This window comes from Streptococcus cristatus ATCC 51100, from assembly GCF_011612585.1.
In the GTDB taxonomy this organism is placed as follows: domain Bacteria; phylum Bacillota; class Bacilli; order Lactobacillales; family Streptococcaceae; genus Streptococcus; species Streptococcus cristatus_H.
Genome location: NZ_CP050133.1, coordinates 1521359 through 1539041 on the forward strand (window position 1 = coordinate 1521359; position 17683 = coordinate 1539041).

Genomic DNA, 17683 nt, shown 5'->3' on the forward strand with positions numbered 1-17683 from the left:
CCATGAATAGACCTATGATTCGCTTTCTCCTCTCTAAACTCCTGCTCATCGAAGCGGCTCTCTTGTTGGTTCCAACAATCGTTGCCCTGATCTACCGTGAAGATCTTGAAGTCTTCCTTTCGATCGGCGCGACAATGATTATTTTAGTGATTTTGGGTGGATTAGGTTCAGCCTTTAAGCCTAAGGATGCCCACATTTACACCAAGGAAGGGGTACTGATTGTTGCCCTTTGCTGGATTCTCTGGTCCTTCTTTGGCGCTCTGCCTTTTGTCTTTTCTGGCCAGATTCCTAATCTAATTGATGCTTTCTTTGAAGTTAGCTCTGGCTTTACCACTACTGGTGCTACGATTTTAAATGATGTATCTGTCCTTTCCCACTCCCTCCTCTTTTGGCGTAGTTTTACCCACTTGATTGGAGGAATGGGGGTGCTGGTCTTTGCCTTAGCTATCATGGACAATGCTAAAAATGGCCACTTAGAGGTCATGAAAGCAGAAGTTCCTGGACCAGTCTTTGGTAAGGTTGTGTCGAAATTAAGAAACACCGCCCAGATTCTTTATATTATCTATCTAGCGCTCTTTGCCCTTTTTACTTTTCTTTATTTCCTTGCTGGCATGCCACTCTTTGATAGTATCGTCATCGCAATGGGAACGGCTGGTACAGGAGGCTTCACTGTCTTTAACGACGGAATCGCCCACTACAACAGTTCTCTAATCACCTACCTTGTCAGCTTTGGCGTTCTGACCTTTGGGGTGAACTTCAATCTCTACTATTATCTCTTGATTCGAAGATTTAAAGCCTGTTTTCATGACGAGGAGTTGAAAGGCTATCTCTGGATTGTCCTCACTGCCACTATTTTGATTAGCTTCAATGTTCTCCATGTTTACGGGGAATTTGCTAAAAGCTTAGAAATTTCATTTTTCCAAGTTTCCAACATCATTACTACGACAGGATTCGGCTATGGAGATACCGTACAGTGGCCCCTCTTCTCACAAGTCATTCTGCTGCTGCTCATGTGTCTAGGAGGTTCTGCTGGCTCCACCGCTGGCGGTTTCAAAGTGATTCGTGCCATTATCATCGGTCGCATCGCTAAAAACCAAATCCTTTCCACACTTTCGCCAAACCGCGTTCTAACCATGCATATCAACGGTGCTGTTTTGGATAAAGATACCCAACACAAGGTTCTCAAATATTTAGCTGTTTATATTTTGATTATCGCAGCTTTGATTTTCATCATCAGTCTGGACAATAACAATCTAATGACTGTTACCAGTGCTGTCATCAGCTGTTTCAATAATATCGGACCAATGATTGGAACCACCGAGACCTTCTCTATCTATAGCCCATTTTCTAAATTCCTACTCTCTCTTGCCATGATTGCAGGACGTTTAGAAATCTATCCTATCCTGCTTCTATTCCTACCAAGAACCTGGTCTAATAGATAGCAGGAAAATAGCTATTGTTACTTAACTAATGCCCGTAAAAACGGGCTTTTATCTTGTTCTAAAACTACCATCTGAGAACGGATCCTCGTACGCTTTGACACTTAACTTTTCAAGGACAATGTTATTTTTTCCCAATCCCGAATATATTTGACAGCTGCCTTTCCGTTTAGGCAAACGGTACTTACATATTTATCAAATATCCCGTGAAATCAAAACTCGAAAGTTTTGGAGGGATCAAGACAAGTATATGAACATGATCTGGCACATCTGTCCCTCAATAATTTCCACACTTTTGTATTGACATAGATGACGAAAATTCTCAATGAGATCTCGTCTTATTTTGTAGTGAATGATTTTTCTACGATACTTGGGGGTAAAGATGATAGGATATTTGCGCATCCATTTGGTATGTGATAAACTGTAACTGATTTTAGCCAATTCTTTTCCTCCTTTGTCTTACCTGAACAAGTAGATTCTACCAGGAAAAAGAAATGAAAGCTCAAAGCCTTGGCAGCCACTAGCTTAGCTGTGGTAGTTTTCTTGTTTTTCTCTACGAGAAAAACTGACTTGAAGACATAATGAAATAAGACGGAAGGCCCTTCTTCCGTCTTATTTTCTGGTATCGAGACTCTAGAATCAATCGATTCCAAGCTCTTCGTTCTTCTGCTGCTGGGCTTCCTTGTGATTGTCATAGCGATTGGCCAAGAACTTGGCGATTTCCTTGAGGATAGAATAGGTCGGGATTGCCACAATCATCCCCAGCACGCCATGGATATTGCTGGATAAGAGCAAGAGCACCATGATGGTAATAGGATGGATCTTCATCACACCGTCAATAATACGGGGATAAAGGAAGATTATTGTTAGCAAAAGGACCTACATCAGCTGACTTTTATAAAACATCTGACTCCTCCTATCGGTTATTTTATCCTAAATTTTGTTATAATAAAGGAGTTTTAACGAAAGAGAGAGTAAAAATGGAAAAAATTATCAAACTGGAAAATGTAAGCTTGACTAAGCAAGGCCGAACCATCTTAAAAGATCTCAACTGGCAGGTGAAAAAGGGGGAGCATTGGGCCATTCTCGGTCTCAACGGCTCAGGAAAGTCCACTCTCCTGCGCTTGCTCATGGCTGAACATTGGAAGACCGAAGGCAAGGTGACGGTTCTCGGTACGGAATTTGGTGCTGGAGACATTCCTCAGCTGCGAACTAAGATTGGAGTAGTTGGCTCCTTCATTGCTGAGCGCCTGCCCAGCCATCTCACTGCTGAAGAAATCGTCCTGACAGGAAAGTATAAAAGCAGTATTCTCTATGCTCCTTACGGACAAGAAGAACTGGACCAAGCTAGGGAAATGCTGGCTTCCATTGGCGGGCAAGATTTGATTGGCCGGAGCTACATCAGTCTGTCTCAAGGAGAAAAGCAGCTCTTGCTGATTGCGCGCAGTCTCATGGAAAAGCCAGAATTGCTTATCTTAGATGAAGCGACCAGCGGTCTGGATATCTTTGCCCGCGAGAACCTGCTGGATCAGATTGGTAAGATTACGCAGATGGAGCAGGCCCCAACCATTCTCTATGTCACCCACCATGTAGAGGAAATCACTGCTGCTATGGATCATGTCCTGCTCCTGAAAGAAGGAGAGATTATTGCCCAAGGTCCCAAAGAGGACATTTTTCACAAAGAGGTCATGGATCGCTTCTATCCTCAGCCAGTCGAGCTGATCGATCTGGGAGAAGACCGTTATTTCATCAGGATGGAGAACAGGCCCTTATGAAGTAATTTTCTAACGTCATCTTCAAACTGGGCTAGGTTCTGATTCTGACCATGACTGCGATTGTCTTGCTTTTCCTGTCTGGGCAGATTCTGCTGTCCCATACTTATATCCCTTTAAGGATTGCTGAGGAGTCCCAATTCGTCAGTAATCCTTGGTATTTCTACCCTATCCTCCTGTTCTCTCTCCTCAGCCTCTTTTTAATCCAGCCCCTGTTGGAAAAGTTCAGACCAAGCATCTTTTTTGGATTTTGTCCCTCACCTGACTAATACTATGACAACGGGATTTTACCTTGTGCTAAAACTACCATCTGAGAACACTTTAACTCTTAACTTATCAAAGACAAGGTCATTTTTTCCCAATCGCATATATATTAGAAACTATCTTTTCATTTAGACCAACGATACTCACATAGTCTCCTCTCGCCCAAAACTCTCAATTATCATAATATAACCCCTCTTGTTCTTCAATCTGAACAGGAGGGGTTGTTTTGAATAGCTTAGTTTTGTGTTATTAGCATTTTCATCACTTCATTTTAATCGTAATCAGCGTACCTCCACCAAGCTATTGTTGCGATAAGACCTAGAATACTGACCCCAAATAAACTGACAATGCTCCCAAAATTCAATAGTGCTTTTCCTGCAATACCACTTGCGAGTGCAGGAATCGCCCATGGAATGTATTTCCCAAAGTTAAGAGCAGAACCAAGCTGAGAAAAAATAATAGTAAAAATAATAAATGCCAATGGTGACAAATATCCCCGGCCTAAACAAGCAAAAAAAGCCACTGGAGTAGATAGTACAATCGTAAGAGTAGTGCACAAAACAAAAGTAAGTATACCTTTGAAAATCACCGCTAAGCTCCCACCCTCAAGTCCAATCAGATTGCCAGCTAATAATCCCAATAAAAGTGCAAAAATTGATAGAATATAGCTCCATAGAGCGACAACGATAAACTTGGATAATACGATTGTATCCCTTCTTATCGGGAGTGCTAATAGGTCTATCATCGTTTTATCAGAATATTCTCTACCAAAAATCCAAGATGCTGTAAATCCAAAAATGAGCAATCCCCCAACAGAAATGACTTGTGATACGGTCATTAAGTACGACGACCAGTCTGTTATCCTCATCATTTCCATTTTTGCAGAAATCAAACCAAGATTTTTGAAATTCTCTGGATATTTCATCATAGTTGCAAACAACCCAACAATAAAAGGAACTAAACAGATAGAACAAGCAGTTACGATGGAAAGTTTTGATTTTATTAACTTTCTCCATTCAATTAAAATACAGGAACTAAGCTTTTTCATTCGAAACACCTCCATTATAGTCATTCAGTATTCTTAAGAAATAATGCTCTAAATCTTCTTTTTCAACAATCAGTGTTTTAGGTGGATAACCTGCATGGACTAGCAATGTAGCAACATCTTCCGGGCATTCCACAGATTTTGTATCAATTAGTTCTAAAAAATTGATATTATTTTCTGTGTCTGATCGAATGTTTACCTGATAGCCATGGTTAGATAATACTTCTTTCATGGCCTTATTATTAGATCCAGTTACTAGTAACCTCTTTTCTAAGTACTGTTCTAATTCATTGCTTTCAACTTCTCTTATAAGTCTGCCCTCATGTATAATGACTATTCTAGTAGCAATTTTAGATATTTCTTCCAGATTATGACTTGAAATAAGAACAGTTGTACCCAGATTATTCGCCAATTCCTTTAATAGTTCTCTCACTTCAATAACTCCAAAAGGGTCTAATCCATTTGTTGGCTCATCAAGAATTAGAATTTTAGGTTTATGAATAATCGCTTTTGCAATTCCTAAACGCGCAACATTTCCTAAAGAAAGATGCTTCTCCTGTTTATGTTCATATTGCTTTAGTTTTAATTTTTCAATTACCCAGTCAATATTATCTTTATTAACCCCTCTTAATTTACTAACGATTTCTAAATTTTCTCTCACAGTTAAGTCTGGATAAGAATAAGGCGTCTCAATAATATAACCTATTTCGTTTCGAAGTTCTAAATTATTCAGATCTAACTTTTTTTCTTGAATATAACATTCTCCTGATGTAGATTTTATCAATCCTAGCATCATTCTCATCGTCGTTGTTTTCCCTGCACCATTTAGTCCTAAAAAACCTACTATTTCACCAGGTTTTATCGATAGATTCAAGTTGTTGACAACATTTTTTGTTCCATATCTTTTAGAAAGGTTTACGGTTCTAATTGCTTCTTGCACCATTACCTATCCTCCTTAGTAATTTGTTCCACAACTCCTTGTATGACTAACTTCAATGTAGTATCAAATTGTTTTTCACCTATTTCCTCAATGTGTAATATAGTCATAGCAATCGTTCTAAATAAAGCAGAGACGATTTCTACCGATATATTTTCTCTAATGTTGATTCGGGATACAATTTTTTTAACCATCCTATCATCTATCAGATGATGATTTGTTACCACCTCTTTTGGCAATCTTCTTATGAGTAATTCCATTTCATGATTTTTAAATATGGTATACATAAATGAATAGCGAAAATCTTGATAAAAATCATAAAGTAACTGTACCAGACGATTTGTATCTATCGTTGTTTCCATACCTAATTGTTCTGTCAGGCGATTCATAACATCTATTTGATATTCTTCTAAGACTGTAAAAAATAATATTTCCTTTGAAGAATAAAAATTATAAAAAGAGCCTTTGGAAATATCAGCCAAGGCCGCCATTTGGTCAACTGTTGTTTTCTTAACCCCATATCTTTGAAGGCATTCCTTTGCAACTTTATGTAATTTCTTTCTAATTACTTCTTTTTCTTCAGTAGTAAAAGCAGTAGCCATAACTTCCTCCTAAAAACGCTATGACGTTTTTTGATTTTTTAGTCATAGATTATCATATAAACTGAAAAATGTCAAAAGCCTTATATCTTCTATGTAAGAAAATATAAGATTTTAAATTTACATACACCTTAATTCTCTTCTTTTAGAGCTATTTATTTGATTTTCACGATTTTAAAAATAAGGATACAGTACTGAAAGCTCCTATTATCTGGCTTTTCTCTCTGTATCCTTATTGTATCTCAAGTTCCTTCTCTCAATTTCTCAATCATGATCAAGAAAGGCGGGTTGTTAATCTGATTGATGGTCTTGTAGAGAGCAACAGTGAAGTCCTGCTGAGGCAGGTAACCAAGATTAGCTGAGCATTGTTCAAACAGCTTCTGCCAAGCACTGGCAGTTTACTACTTCATTTAAAACAAACAAAAAGGTCGAGATATTGTCTCAACCTTTTTATTTAGCATAATCAACTGCTCGCATTTCGCGAATGACTGTGACCTTAATATTTCCTGGATATTCCAAGGTGTTTTCAATCTTTTCACGCACATCATGTGCCAAGATTGTAATCTTGTCATCCTTGATTTTCTCTGGACTAACCATAATTCGGATTTCACGACCTGCCTGAAGGGCAAAGCTTGTCTTAACCCCTTCAAAGCTATTTGCAATTTCTTCCAAATCTTGCAATCGCTTGATATAGCTTTCCAGCGACTCACTACGAGCTCCCGGACGAGCTGCGCTCAAGGCATCCGCTGCTGCAACGATGACTGCAATGACGCTCTCAGGTTCCACATCTCCGTGGTGGCTAGCAATGGTATTGATAACAACTGGATGTTCCTTATACTTGCGAGCCAACTCTGTTCCGATTTCCACGTGGCTGCCTTCTACTTCTCGGTCGATAGCCTTACCAATATCATGGAGGAAACCAGCACGGCGAGCCAAGTTCGCATTTTCACCCAATTCTCCAGCGATAACTCCAGCCAATTTGGCAACCTCAATCGAGTGACGGAGAACATTTTGCCCGTAAGAAGTACGGAACTGCAAGCGACCCATAATCTTCATCAAATCAGGATGCAAGTTTGGTGCTCCAATTTCATAAGCTGCGGCTTCACCATACTCTCGAATACGATTGTCAATCTCTAAGCGATTCTTTTCGACCAATTCCTCAATACGAGCCGGATGGATCCGACCATCCTTAAGAAGAGCTTCCATAGTCATCCGAGCAATCTCACGGCGAACTGGATCGAAACCTGAAAGAGTAACCACTTCAGGCGTATCATCAATGATAACATCAATCCCTGTCAAGCTTTCAAAGGTTCGAATATTGCGACCTTCACGTCCGATAATCCGTCCCTTCATGCTGTCATCAGGAAGATGAACCGTTGAATTGGTCTGTTCAGCCACATAGTCACCAGCAATCCGCTGCATAGCTTGAACCAAGATATCCTTGGCCACCTTGTCCGAACGCTCTTTGATATCCTGCTCTGCTTCCCGAATACGAGTTGCAATTTCCTTGGACAGCTTGTCCTCGGTCTTGGTCAAGATAATCTCACGCGCTTCCGTCTGAGTCAGGGATGCTACCCGCTCAAGCTCAGCTTCTTTTTGCTGCTCTAGCTCAGCTACTTGTGCTTCACGCGCATCAATGTGTTTAGCTTTATCAGTAAGACTTTGTTCTTTGTGCTCCAAAGTCTTTTCCTTGTTGGTTAAATTATCATCTTTGCGGTCAAGACTACTTGCGCGCTCTGTCAAGCGGCTTTCAATTTGTTTTAACTCTTGACGCTCAGACTTAAATTCTGCATCAACCTCTTCACGATATTTTCTGGCTTCTTCTTTTGCCTCCAAAAGTGCTTCTTTTTTAAGCGAACTGGTTTCGCGCATCGCTTCTTTGACAATCAAATCCGCTTCGCGTTCTGCCTGACCGCGTAAATTGGTTGCTTCTTGTTCAGCATTTAAAAGAGTAAGTTCCGCAGCTTCTTTAGATGCTTTCATCTTAACCGCGATTCCTACATACCCAATCACTAAACCAATGATGGCAGCAAAAACAAAAGCAGCTATCGTATATAAGCCCATGTTTTTACTCCAAATCTATTTAATTATTGAATTCAAAATTCCTTTTTATTCTATCATAAATAGTAGAAATTCACAAATCAATTTTTTGAAAAAGAAGGCCGTTTTTTGCCTATTATTGGGCGAAAAGGCGCTAAATCAAAGAATTTAATATATAAAATTTTTTTATTTCCTAACTCTTATTTTTTTATGCTATAATCAAAAGGAAGTGTTTGAAATGTCGCTTTTGAAACCTGATCTCATTTTCAGGTTCCAATTTTAAAATTTTAAAGGAGAAATCATGTCTAAAGAAGTTATCGTTGAAAGTTTTGAGCTTGACCATACAATCGTAAAAGCACCCTATGTTCGCCTCATTGGCGAGGAAACTGGTCCCAAGGGAGATATTATCTCTAACTTTGATATTCGTTTGGTGCAGCCAAATGAAGACTCTATTCCGACGGCTGGCCTGCATACCATCGAGCATTTGCTGGCTATGCTTATTCGCAAGCGAATTGACGGTATGATTGACTGCTCACCTTTTGGTTGCCGCACAGGCTTCCATATGATTATGTGGGGACAGCACTCAGCAACCGAAATTGCTCAAGTCATCAAATCTTGCTTAGAAGAAATCGCTGAAACGACTACTTGGGAAGATGTCCCTGGTACTACTATCGAATCCTGTGGCAATTACAAGGATCACAGCCTTTTTTCTGCCAAAGAATGGGCGAAACTCATTCTCAGCCAAGGAATCTCTGACAATGCTTTCGAGCGCCATGTCCTCTAAGCAGAGGGATTTTAATCTTCTAGAATTTTATTATTTGCGCTAAAAATGAAAAAAATCAACCCGCCCTTCTGGAAACAGAGGGCGGGTTTGTTCTTATTATTCCTGCATAGCATAGCCGATACCACGGACAGTTTTGATATAGCTGGTCTGTCCAGCAACATCAATCTTACTACGTAGGTAGCGAATATAGACATCTACTACATTAGTTTCAGTGGCACCTTCATACTTCCAGACACGTTCTAGAAGTTGCTCGCGACTCATGACTTTTGGACTACTCATCAGCGTCACTAATAGATCATATTCTCGTCGTGTCAAGGCAATCACTTCCTCTCCACGATAGACGATATGATTTTTCAAATCAACTCGTAGATTGCGGTAAGCAGTCGGTGTTTTTAGCTTGCTACAATGCTGGTCAATAAAGTCCCGACCTCGAAAGATATCGGATACTTTCTCAACCAAATCGCTGATAATAAAAGGTTTGACGGTATAGGAAACAGCAAAGCGCTGAATCTCATCTGCATGTTCTTTGATCTCTTCACGGCTGGCTAAGACGATAATGACTGAGGCCGGCTTGAATAAACTCAGTTGCCTAGCAAACTCACTAGCAGTCATATCCTGCAGGTCATAATTAAGCAAAAATAGATCATAGTCATTTTCTCTAGCTAGTGCCAAACCTTGACTTCCTGTCTCAATTACATCCAAAAGAAATGCTTCCTTTTGCAGTTCCAAAGTCACAAATCGTGCAAGATTCTTTTCATTTTCTACTAATAAAATTCGCTTTGCCATAGGCCTATCCTATTTTTCGTCATACCAAGAGTAGTGGAAGGTTCCTTCTTTGTCTTTACGTTGGTAAGTGTGGGCACCAAAGTAGTCACGTTGTGCTTGGATCAAGTTAGCAGGAAGGTCTGCTGAACGATAGCTATCAAAGTAAGTAATAGCTGCTGAGAAGGTTGGTACTGGTACACCAGCTTGAACAGCAAGAGCTACGATATCACGCACTGCTTGTTGGTATTTAGCAGTAACATCCAAGAAGTACTCATCCAAGAGAAGGTTTGCAAGGTCTGCATCACGGTTGTAGGCATCTGTGATCTTTTGCAAGAAACGAGAACGGATGATACAGCCATCACGCCAGATAGATGCGATATCCGCAAATGGCAAGTTCCAGTTGTTTTCTTTAGAAGCCACACGTAATTGGGCAAAACCTTGTGCGTATGAAATGATTTTTGAGAAGTAAAGGGCTTGACGAATCTTTTCGATCAACTCAGCCTTGTCTCCTTCAAACTTGAAGGCAGCTGGTTTTGGAAGCACCTTGCTAGCATGTACACGCTCTTCTTTGTAAGTAGAGATATAACGGGCAAATACGGACTCAGTGATCAGTGACAATGGCACACCAAGGTCAAGTGATGATTGGCTGGTCCATTTACCAGTTCCCTTGTTACCTGCAGCATCAAGGATGTAGTCTACGATTGGTCCATCTTGCCCTTCATCGTCTTTACGGCTCAAGATATCAGCTGTGATTTCGATCAAGTAGCTATCAAGCTCGCCTTTATTCCACTCAGTGAAGATTTCAGCCATGTCTTCTGCAGAAAGACCAAGCAAGTGTTGCATGAGGTCATAGCTTTCTGCAATCAATTGCATATCACCATACTCGATACCGTTGTGGACCATTTTCACATAGTGACCAGCTCCGTCAGGACCGATGTAAGTCACACATGGTTTACCATCTTCAGGTGCTTTAGCTGAGATTTCTTCGAGAACATCAGCAACCAATTCGTAGGCTTCTTTTTGTCCACCAGGCATGATAGAAGGACCTTCAAGGGCACCTTTTTCACCACCAGAAACACCAGTTCCGATAAAGTTAATGCCTGAGTTTGCCAATTCTTCATTACGACGGATTGTATCTTTATAGAAAGTGTTTCCGCCGTCGATCAAGATATCGCCCTTGTCAAGGTGTGGAAGAAGGGCTTGGATAGTTGCGTCTGTACCAGGTCCAGCTTGAACCATGAGCATGATACGGCGAGGTTTTTCAATGGATTGAACGAAAGACTCTACATCGTAGCTTGGAACAAATTTCTTTTCAGGATGGCAAGCGATTACGTCTTCTGTTTTTTCTTTACTACGGTTGTAAATGGCAACTGTATAACCACGAGATTCGATATTTAGGGCAAGGTTACGACCCATTACGGCCATACCTACGACACCAAAATTAGCTTTTGTCATTTTCTACTCCTATAGACTTAGTTGTTTAATCTGTTATATTTTAACATTTTTACATGGTAATGAAAAGTATTTAGCTGATAGAAATGCTTTTCTGTGGGAGGATACGCAAACAGCCAGAAGTTGCAACTCCCAGCTGTTTGGATATCATAGATACATTTGGATTTATTTCTCATCAACTTCGATGATCGCTTGTTCATCTTGTTTGAGCTTGTTGACAGTCATATTGACACCAAGTGCTCCAGCTAACAGTTGACGAATGTCAAAGCCTGCTCCTTGGGAAACTTGGTCAATGCTCTGCATGATGTCGCCGACCATTTTAGAAGCGTTGCCTTCACCATACATAGTAATCTTGTCTACCTTGGTCAATGGCTCTGCTACCGCACGAGCGATTTCTGGCAGTTTATCGACAATCATCTCCGTAATCGCAGCTTCCTGCATCTTCTTCATGGCTTCGGCTTTCTTGTCCAAACCTTGGGCTTCCGCTTCTAGTTTAAGACGAATGGCTTCCGCTTCTGCACGTCCTTTGGCTTCAATAGCTTCTGCTTCTTGCAGTTGCGCAAATTTCTCAGCCTCGGCTTGAGCCTTGCGGGCTTCGGCTTCTTTTTGTGTTTCAAAGAGTTCCGCTTCGGCCTGACGCTGACGTTCAATCAATTGCGCTTCAGCAGCCTGTTGACGGGCATATTTTTCAGCTTCGGCTTGCTTGCGGATATTGGCATCCAATTCCTGCTCACGGACCTTAACTTCCCGTTCTTTGACTTCCGCTTCCTTTTCCTGCTTCATGATGTTGGCTTCTGCTGCCACACGTTCTTGTTCACGACGCTGGATTTCAGCCTCAATCCCTTTAGCCGCGTCAGCTTTAGCTTGTGCGATATCTGCTTCCTGCTTAAGGGCTGCTTGTTTCAGTTTGAGTTCATTTTGCTTTTGAGCAATTTCCAAGTCAGCAGCCACGCGCTTGTCGTTAGCCAACTTGTCCTGCTCAGCTTCAACTTCCTTACGCTCACGTTCAGCCTTCGCCTTGGCAATCAAAGCGTCTTTCTTGATCGTTTCGACATTTTCGATACCGAGATTGTCAATCACGCCACCTTCGTCAGAGAAGGATTGAACGGTAAAGGCAATGACTTCCAGACCCATCTTAGCCAAATCTGGCGCCACGTTATCTTGCACTTTAGAGGCAAATTCCTGACGGTCATTGACCATCTTGCGCAGTTCCATCTGTCCGATTACCTCACGAAGGTTCCCTTCGAGAACATCTTGGACAGAGTTGGAAATATCTGTTGTGTTCCAATTAAGGAAGTTTTCTGCCGCACGCTCAATCATTTCATCCGTAGTACCAATCTTCAGCTTAACAGCTGCATCGGCACGAACGTTGATAAAATCAAGCGTTGGCACAGACTCAGAAGTACGGACGTCTGTAGAAAACTGCTCAATATCCAGATAAGAGCGCTGCTCTACAAAAGGAATCATGAAGCCAGCCTTACCTCTTAAATGACGCTGCTTACGCAGACCAGTAATAACGACTACTTCATTTGGCTTAGCATTGACATAGCCCTTAGCCAAAAGAATAATAAGCACAATGGCTGCAACGATTGCAAAAATCAACCAGCCTGGGATAAATAACATATCCATAGAAACTTCCTTTCTTTTCCAGAGCAATAGACGAATGCATTGCCCAAATATATTTTTAGTTAGTATATCAAAAAATTAACAGTTTGCAAAACTTTTACTGCTACTCCTATCCAACTTCCAAAATTCCCCCTCAAACAAAAAAAGATAGCCCCCATTCATTGAGGAAACTATCCATCTTTTATTAGTCATTTCTTCCAAAGATGCGAAGGATGCTGAGGAAGAGGTTGATAAAGTCAAGGTAGAGGCTCAAAGCTAGAGAAATAGCCCAGCCAAGACCTGCCTGTCCACCCGTTTGCTCATAAACGTAGCGAATTTTTTGATTGTCCCAAGCAATCAACCCTGCGAAAATGACGACGCTGACGTAGCTGACAATATAGTCTATCATGTCGCTACCGAGGAAAATATTGACAAAACTTGCGATCACAATCCCAATCAAACCTGCAATCATAGCTCGGCCCATGCCAGATAAATCTTTTTTAATGATGACGCCCATGGCTGCCATGACAAGGAAAACAGCCGCACTAACTGCAAATGCTTTGAAGACCACGCCTCCTGTGTACATGGCCACAATGAAACTCATGGTAAATCCGTTTAGGGCTGAGTAGCTCAAAAAGAGAGGAAGAGCAGCTGGACTATTACGAAGTCCTCTGCTGGAAGCTGACCAAACCAAGGCCAGCTCAATAAAGATAGCTCCATAGTAAATCCAGCTATAATGGAGCAAAATCTCAACTAGAGCTGTCTGGAAGGTCGTCAGCATTAAGCCTGAAACCAGAGCAGAGATGGCAATTCCCATCCCAACAAATCCGTAGACCTTAGAATAAAAACTAGAAAGTCCACTGTTTTCTTGAATAATTGTATTGTTCATAATGCCTCCTTTTTACATTTTAACTTTTCATCATCTTTCGATGATACTTTTTACGCCCACTTAGCTTTTTTCGCCAAGGTGCCGTCGCTTCTTTGATCGCCCAATACTTGTCCACCATGGTCACAACGAAGGACTCCTTGTAGCGGGGTGGTGCTAAGGTCGCTCCCCACATGTGCTTGATGATAATATCTTCCTCAACTCGATTGAGCTTGGTAATCTTGCGGGCATTTCGGACTGCTAGGCGGGGATGTACCCAAGCATGACTCTTTTTAAACTTGGTTTCGCGCCAGTCATAATAAAATAGATCATGCAGAAGAGCACCTCGTGCCGTACTGCGGGCGTTCCAGCCAAATTTTTTAGCAATTTTATAACTAGTAAAACTGACATTGATTGAATGTTCAAGCCGATTGGAATGAATATGATGCGTAATTCCTTTTAAGCGTTGGACGCTAGGCTTCTCAATCAAATGCCCCACATAAGCCATAAATTCATCATCTTCTCTGTAAGGCATATCATCACCTCCATTTAGTTTTATTATAGAGAGATTTCTAAAAGCTAGCTTAAAGCAAACATCAGAATGCCAGCTGCCACAGCAACGTTAAGACTTTCAGCCTGCCCCTTCATGGAAATGTGAACCAGAACATCAGCCGCATCCGTTATTTCTTGGCTGATTCCTTGCCCTTCATTACCCATGACTAGAAGGAAATCCTCATGTTTTTCGACCTTTTGATAATCCACAGAATCTTCTGATAAGGTCGAAGCCAGAATTTGCAGGTCACTTTGACGAGCTAGGGCCAGCATATCCTCTCTGCTCACGCGATAAATGGGCAGATGAAAGTGGCTCCCCTGCATAGAACGCAAGGTTTTGAGATTGTAAATGTCAGCGGAGTGACTAGAGATGAAAACTCCTTGATAACCCGCCGCATCCGCTGTTCGGATGATGGTTCCGACATTGCCAGGATCCTGCACATCTTCTAAAAAGAGATAGGCACCTTCCAACTTTTCTGGAATCGTTTGCTCCTCAAAGGCTAATTCTGCAACGATTCCCTGAGGGGTCTTGCTATCTGCCAAATCACTGAGAATCTCTGGACTGACAAAAATCGTCTGGGAAAATGCTGCCAAGCGCTCTTCGTACTCTGCCAAGGCAAAAATTCGCAGAATCCGTGCCTGACTGGCCAGAGCCTCCTCAAAAAGATGCCAGCCCTCAATCAAATACGACTCGCTACGATATTTTTTTTGATGCAGCTTTTTAGCTTTTTTTACCACATTATTGGCTTTTGAGGTTATAATATTCATAAATACATTATAACACAATCTAGCGGTTTTGAACTCATCCTCTAGACTTAGCTTCAGAGAAAATATTGTCTCCAGCAAGCAACTGCTCGCTACGCTATGGGCTGAGAAGCGAGTTTCAAACCGCTACAAAAGGAGGTAACGATGCAAAAAGTAAGAATGATTGCGCAAGGACGAGTCCAAGGCGTCGGCTTTCGTTGGGGCGTTTACTCCCTTGCTTTGCAGATTGGCGGGATTACCGGTCGTGTCTGGAATAATGACGACGGTACAGTCGAAATTTTGGCTCAAGCTGAAAGCTCTGCCCTCATGGCCAAGTTCATTCAAGAAATCCGCAAGGGACCAACTCCTTTTTCAAGAGTCAGCTATTTAGATGTCACCATGGCCAATTTTGATTCCTATACTGACTTTAAAATTGCAAATTAGGTCTGGAGAACTATTGTATATTTCCTTAAAAAACAGTAGAATAGATAGGTATTATTTTTTTAGAAACAAAGGAAATGAACTCGTGAAAACATTTAAACGTATTTTATTCTCTGGAATGAGCTTGTCCCTCCTACTATTATTGACAGGGTGTGTCGGACGAGACAAGGCCGGTAATCCTTCTGGTATTATTTGGGACGTGCTTGGTCGGCCTATGGCAGATAGCATCCAGTTCTTTGCTAAGAATTCAGGTCTCGGTTATGGTCTAGCGATTATTATCGTTACACTCATCGTGCGGCTGATTATTTTCCCACTGGGAATCTATCAGTCTTGGAAGGCTACTCTTCAGTCAGAAAAGATGAACTACTTCAAGCCCATCTTTGCCCCTATCCAAGAACGGATCAATAATGCCGAAACTCAAGAAGAAAAACTAGAAGCGCAGCAAGAACTTATGGCTGCCCAAAGAGAAAATGGTCTGAGTATGTTTGGCGGTATCGGCTGCCTCCCACTACTCATTCAAATGCCTTTCTTCTCTGCCCTCTTCTTCGCTGCCCAATACACAAACGGCGTAGCTAGCAGTACATTCCTTGGTATCAATCTAGGGAAACCTAGTCTAGCCTTGACACTCATTGTCGGTGTACTCTACTACATCCAGTCACTTCTCTCCCTACATGGTATCGAAGATGAAACCCAAAAAGCGCAGATGAAGAGTGCAACTTACATGAGCCCGATTATGATCGTAGTCTTCTCTTTCATGTCACCAGCAGCTGTGACGCTCTACTGGGTAGTCGGTGGTTTCGTTCAAATTATTCAACAATTCATCATTAACTACTTAATGCGTCCGCGGATCAGAAAGCAAGTAGCAGAAGAATACAAAAAGAATCCTCCTAAAGCCATGAGCAATGCAGGCCGCATCAAAGATGTGACACCAAAAGCGAGCCAAGCAATCACTCATGGAAATAAAAAGAAGAAGAATCGCAACGCTGGTAAACAACGTTCTAGATAAATAATTATCCATGTCCCTCCAAGATTTCCTATCTAATCTTGGAGGGATTTTTTTCTACTCGCCCTAATAATACTAAAAGAGAGGCTGGGACAAAAGTCCTAGCCTCTCTTTTGTATTTGGATTGTCGAGCAAGACGCAGTGGTTGAGTGGGCTCTACTACGCTGATTTCATCAGCTTTTACAGCCCTACTCAACTGTGCGGAGGTGGGACGACGAAATCGAATTCTAACGAATTAACGATTTCTGTCCCACTCTCTCTTTCTTAAACTTTTAATCAATATACTTCAACTTTCCACGGAAATCTTCCAAGCTTTCATAGCCTTTTTCTGCCATAATCTCCTTGAGTTCTGCGGTAATGCGCTCGAAGGCTGCCACTCCTTCTTTATGAAGGGTTGTTCCTACCTGCACCATACTGGCTCCACAGAGGATATGCTCAAAAGCATCGCGCCCTGTCAGGACGCCACCAGTACCAATGATTTGGATTTCTGGTTTCAGGCGTTGGTAAAAGGCATGGACATTAGCCAGAGCAGTCGGCTTGATGTACTGGCCGCCAATACCGCCAAAACCATTTTTAGGACGAATGACCACTGACTCATCTTCTATATAAAGACCGTTTCCGATAGAGTTTACACAATTGACAAACTTGAGCGGATAGTTGTTGAAAATCTCAGCAGCCTGGTCAAAATGCACGATATCAAAATAAGGCGGCAGCTTGATGCCTAGGGGCTTGGTGAAATAAGCAAAAACCTCTGACAAGATCTTTTCCGTCGTTTCAAAATCATAAGCAATCTGTGGCTTACCAGGGACATTTGGACAGGAGAGATTGAGCTCAGTAATCCCTTTAAAGTCACTTGCCTGCACTTTCTTAAGAATGGTGTGGGTTTCTTCTGGCGACATACCAACCAAAGAAAGGAAAAAAGTGCGATTTGGCTCGCTTTCTTGCAGCTCCAGCAAGTAGTCAAGATAATAATCTAAACCATTATTGGGCAGGCCCATGGAGTTGATAGAGCCCAATGGCACATCCTGATAGCGAGGCTCTGGATTGCCCTGACGAAAGTCCAACGTCGCTGTCTTGGTCACAAAGGTTCCTGCAGCAGAGTTTTTGACTTCTTCTAACTCTTCCACTGTCATACAAGCCACTCCTGCAGCATTCATCAGACAGTTGTCAAATTCAAAACCTGCAATTTTTGTCTTGGTTGTCGTCATTATTTTGACCTCTTATTCCTTAATTTTCTCTATTATATCATTAAAATTCTTCCTATAAAGGATTTATCCTAATTTTCTAGCAAAAGGTTCGGCATTTCCACCTAGAATCTTCAAAAAAAATATTATGGAAATTTTCAGAAAATTCAACTTTTTTCTTTACACCCTAAA

The 17683-nt window shown here is 41.5% G+C and carries 16 protein-coding genes and 4 pseudogenes; 6 read left to right on the plus strand and 14 right to left on the minus strand.

Going from position 1 to position 17683, the window contains the following annotated elements; genetic code table 11:
• Window positions 1-2: 2 nt before the first annotated feature.
• Window positions 3-1442 carry a TrkH family potassium uptake protein gene (locus HBA50_RS07600; RefSeq protein WP_045498930.1) on the plus strand — a complete coding sequence of 480 codons (1440 nt, stop codon included), beginning with the start codon at window positions 3-5 and terminating at the stop codon, window positions 1440-1442.
• 48 nt (window positions 1443-1490) lie between these two features.
• Here the strand turns inward: HBA50_RS07600 and tnpA are convergent.
• Window positions 1491-1841: pseudogene (gene tnpA, locus HBA50_RS07605) on the minus strand (IS200/IS605 family transposase).
• A gap of 237 nt (window positions 1842-2078) precedes the next feature.
• Window positions 2079-2294 (minus strand): annotated as a pseudogene (locus tag HBA50_RS07610) (AI-2E family transporter); the annotation flags it as partial.
• Between the two features lie 125 nt (window positions 2295-2419).
• On the opposite strand from HBA50_RS07610, the gene HBA50_RS07615 reads away from it, so the two are divergent.
• Together HBA50_RS07615 and HBA50_RS07620 are read left to right on the plus strand one after the other, a co-directional pair.
• Complete coding sequence (locus HBA50_RS07615; RefSeq protein ID WP_045498922.1) at window positions 2420-3214, plus strand: ABC transporter ATP-binding protein; 795 nt, start codon at window positions 2420-2422, stop codon at window positions 3212-3214.
• 50 nt (window positions 3215-3264) lie between these two features.
• Window positions 3265-3470 (plus strand): annotated as a pseudogene (locus HBA50_RS07620) (beta-carotene 15,15'-monooxygenase); the annotation flags it as partial.
• Between the two features lie 276 nt (window positions 3471-3746).
• Here HBA50_RS07620 and HBA50_RS07625 read toward each other — a convergent pair.
• The 5 genes and pseudogenes from HBA50_RS07625 to HBA50_RS07645 all read right to left on the minus strand — a co-directional run bounded on the left by HBA50_RS07625 (window position 3747) and on the right by HBA50_RS07645 (window position 8120).
• The gene (locus tag HBA50_RS07625) at window positions 3747-4523 is read right to left on the minus strand and encodes an ABC transporter permease (protein ID WP_045498919.1); all 777 of its coding nucleotides are present in this window, start codon (window positions 4521-4523) and stop codon (window positions 3747-3749) included.
• A complete protein-coding gene (locus HBA50_RS07630) occupies window positions 4510-5463 on the minus strand; it encodes an ABC transporter ATP-binding protein (protein WP_045498916.1) in 954 nt (317 codons plus the stop codon). The genes HBA50_RS07625 and HBA50_RS07630 overlap by 14 nt, the downstream gene beginning before the upstream one ends.
• Window positions 5463-6059 carry a TetR/AcrR family transcriptional regulator gene (locus HBA50_RS07635; RefSeq protein ID WP_045498913.1) on the minus strand — a complete coding sequence of 199 codons (597 nt, stop codon included), beginning with the start codon at window positions 6057-6059 and terminating at the stop codon, window positions 5463-5465. The genes HBA50_RS07630 and HBA50_RS07635 overlap by 1 nt, the downstream gene beginning before the upstream one ends.
• A 239-nt stretch (window positions 6060-6298) precedes the next feature.
• A pseudogene (locus tag HBA50_RS07640) lies at window positions 6299-6400 on the minus strand (SAM-dependent methyltransferase); the annotation flags it as partial.
• Between the two features lie 106 nt (window positions 6401-6506).
• On the minus strand, window positions 6507-8120 hold the full coding sequence (locus HBA50_RS07645; RefSeq protein WP_045498910.1) for a ribonuclease Y: 1614 nt from the start codon (window positions 8118-8120) through the stop codon (window positions 6507-6509).
• A 277-nt stretch (window positions 8121-8397) separates the two neighbouring features.
• On the opposite strand from HBA50_RS07645, the gene HBA50_RS07650 reads away from it, so the two are divergent.
• Window positions 8398-8880: an S-ribosylhomocysteine lyase gene (locus HBA50_RS07650; RefSeq protein WP_005590897.1), complete on the plus strand. Its 483-nt coding sequence runs from the start codon at window positions 8398-8400 to the stop codon at window positions 8878-8880.
• A gap of 96 nt (window positions 8881-8976) precedes the next feature.
• Here the strand turns inward: HBA50_RS07650 and HBA50_RS07655 are convergent, their stop codons facing one another.
• The 6 genes from HBA50_RS07655 to HBA50_RS07680 form a co-directional block, all read right to left on the minus strand.
• Window positions 8977-9666: a response regulator transcription factor gene (locus HBA50_RS07655; protein WP_045498907.1), complete on the minus strand. Its 690-nt coding sequence runs from the start codon at window positions 9664-9666 to the stop codon at window positions 8977-8979.
• Window positions 9667-9675: 9 nt separating this feature from the next.
• Window positions 9676-11100 carry an NADP-dependent phosphogluconate dehydrogenase gene (gene gnd, locus HBA50_RS07660; RefSeq protein WP_045498904.1) on the minus strand — a complete coding sequence of 475 codons (1425 nt, stop codon included), beginning with the start codon at window positions 11098-11100 and terminating at the stop codon, window positions 9676-9678.
• A 162-nt stretch (window positions 11101-11262) separates the two neighbouring features.
• Window positions 11263-12726: a flotillin family protein gene (locus HBA50_RS07665; protein ID WP_045498900.1), complete on the minus strand. Its 1464-nt coding sequence runs from the start codon at window positions 12724-12726 to the stop codon at window positions 11263-11265.
• 181 nt (window positions 12727-12907) lie between these two features.
• Window positions 12908-13591 carry a Bax inhibitor-1/YccA family protein gene (locus HBA50_RS07670; RefSeq protein ID WP_045498897.1) on the minus strand — a complete coding sequence of 228 codons (684 nt, stop codon included), beginning with the start codon at window positions 13589-13591 and terminating at the stop codon, window positions 12908-12910.
• A 19-nt stretch (window positions 13592-13610) separates the two neighbouring features.
• On the minus strand, window positions 13611-14102 hold the full coding sequence (locus HBA50_RS07675) for an HDIG domain-containing metalloprotein (protein ID WP_045498894.1): 492 nt from the start codon (window positions 14100-14102) through the stop codon (window positions 13611-13613).
• 44 nt (window positions 14103-14146) lie between these two features.
• Window positions 14147-14887 carry a TrmH family RNA methyltransferase gene (locus HBA50_RS07680; protein ID WP_045498891.1) on the minus strand — a complete coding sequence of 247 codons (741 nt, stop codon included), beginning with the start codon at window positions 14885-14887 and terminating at the stop codon, window positions 14147-14149.
• 141 nt (window positions 14888-15028) lie between these two features.
• Here HBA50_RS07680 and HBA50_RS07685 point away from each other — a divergent pair, with 141 nt between their 5' ends.
• Both HBA50_RS07685 and yidC read left to right on the plus strand, forming a co-directional pair.
• On the plus strand, window positions 15029-15307 hold the full coding sequence (locus HBA50_RS07685; protein ID WP_045498888.1) for an acylphosphatase: 279 nt from the start codon (window positions 15029-15031) through the stop codon (window positions 15305-15307).
• 82 nt (window positions 15308-15389) lie between these two features.
• Window positions 15390-16310, plus strand: a complete 921-nt coding sequence (yidC, locus tag HBA50_RS07690; protein WP_045498885.1) for a membrane protein insertase YidC — start codon at window positions 15390-15392, stop codon at window positions 16308-16310.
• A gap of 269 nt (window positions 16311-16579) precedes the next feature.
• Here yidC and HBA50_RS07695 read toward each other — a convergent pair whose 3' ends face one another.
• Entirely contained in the window at window positions 16580-17515 is a 936-nt protein-coding gene (locus HBA50_RS07695; protein WP_045498882.1) for a dihydroorotate oxidase, read from the minus strand.
• Between the last annotated feature and the right edge of the window lie 168 nt (window positions 17516-17683).

Coding starts and splice junctions, on each gene's coding strand:
- HBA50_RS07600 (WP_045498930.1), top strand. CDS start 3: ATGAATAGACCTATGATTCGCTTTCTCCTCTCTAAACTCCTGCTCATC.
- HBA50_RS07645 (WP_045498910.1), bottom strand. CDS start 8,120: ATGGGCTTATATACGATAGCTGCTTTTGTTTTTGCTGCCATCATTGGT.
- HBA50_RS07615 (WP_045498922.1), top strand. CDS start 2,420: ATGGAAAAAATTATCAAACTGGAAAATGTAAGCTTGACTAAGCAAGGC.
- HBA50_RS07625 (WP_045498919.1), bottom strand. CDS start 4,523: ATGAAAAAGCTTAGTTCCTGTATTTTAATTGAATGGAGAAAGTTAATA.
- HBA50_RS07680 (WP_045498891.1), bottom strand. CDS start 14,887: ATGAATATTATAACCTCAAAAGCCAATAATGTGGTAAAAAAAGCTAAA.
- HBA50_RS07630 (WP_045498916.1), bottom strand. CDS start 5,463: ATGGTGCAAGAAGCAATTAGAACCGTAAACCTTTCTAAAAGATATGGA.
- HBA50_RS07665 (WP_045498900.1), bottom strand. CDS start 12,726: ATGGATATGTTATTTATCCCAGGCTGGTTGATTTTTGCAATCGTTGCA.
- HBA50_RS07685 (WP_045498888.1), top strand. CDS start 15,029: ATGCAAAAAGTAAGAATGATTGCGCAAGGACGAGTCCAAGGCGTCGGC.
- gnd (WP_045498904.1), bottom strand. CDS start 11,100: ATGACAAAAGCTAATTTTGGTGTCGTAGGTATGGCCGTAATGGGTCGT.
- HBA50_RS07650 (WP_005590897.1), top strand. CDS start 8,398: ATGTCTAAAGAAGTTATCGTTGAAAGTTTTGAGCTTGACCATACAATC.
- HBA50_RS07675 (WP_045498894.1), bottom strand. CDS start 14,102: ATGCCTTACAGAGAAGATGATGAATTTATGGCTTATGTGGGGCATTTG.
- HBA50_RS07670 (WP_045498897.1), bottom strand. CDS start 13,591: ATGAACAATACAATTATTCAAGAAAACAGTGGACTTTCTAGTTTTTAT.
- HBA50_RS07655 (WP_045498907.1), bottom strand. CDS start 9,666: ATGGCAAAGCGAATTTTATTAGTAGAAAATGAAAAGAATCTTGCACGA.
- HBA50_RS07635 (WP_045498913.1), bottom strand. CDS start 6,059: ATGGCTACTGCTTTTACTACTGAAGAAAAAGAAGTAATTAGAAAGAAA.
- HBA50_RS07695 (WP_045498882.1), bottom strand. CDS start 17,515: ATGACGACAACCAAGACAAAAATTGCAGGTTTTGAATTTGACAACTGT.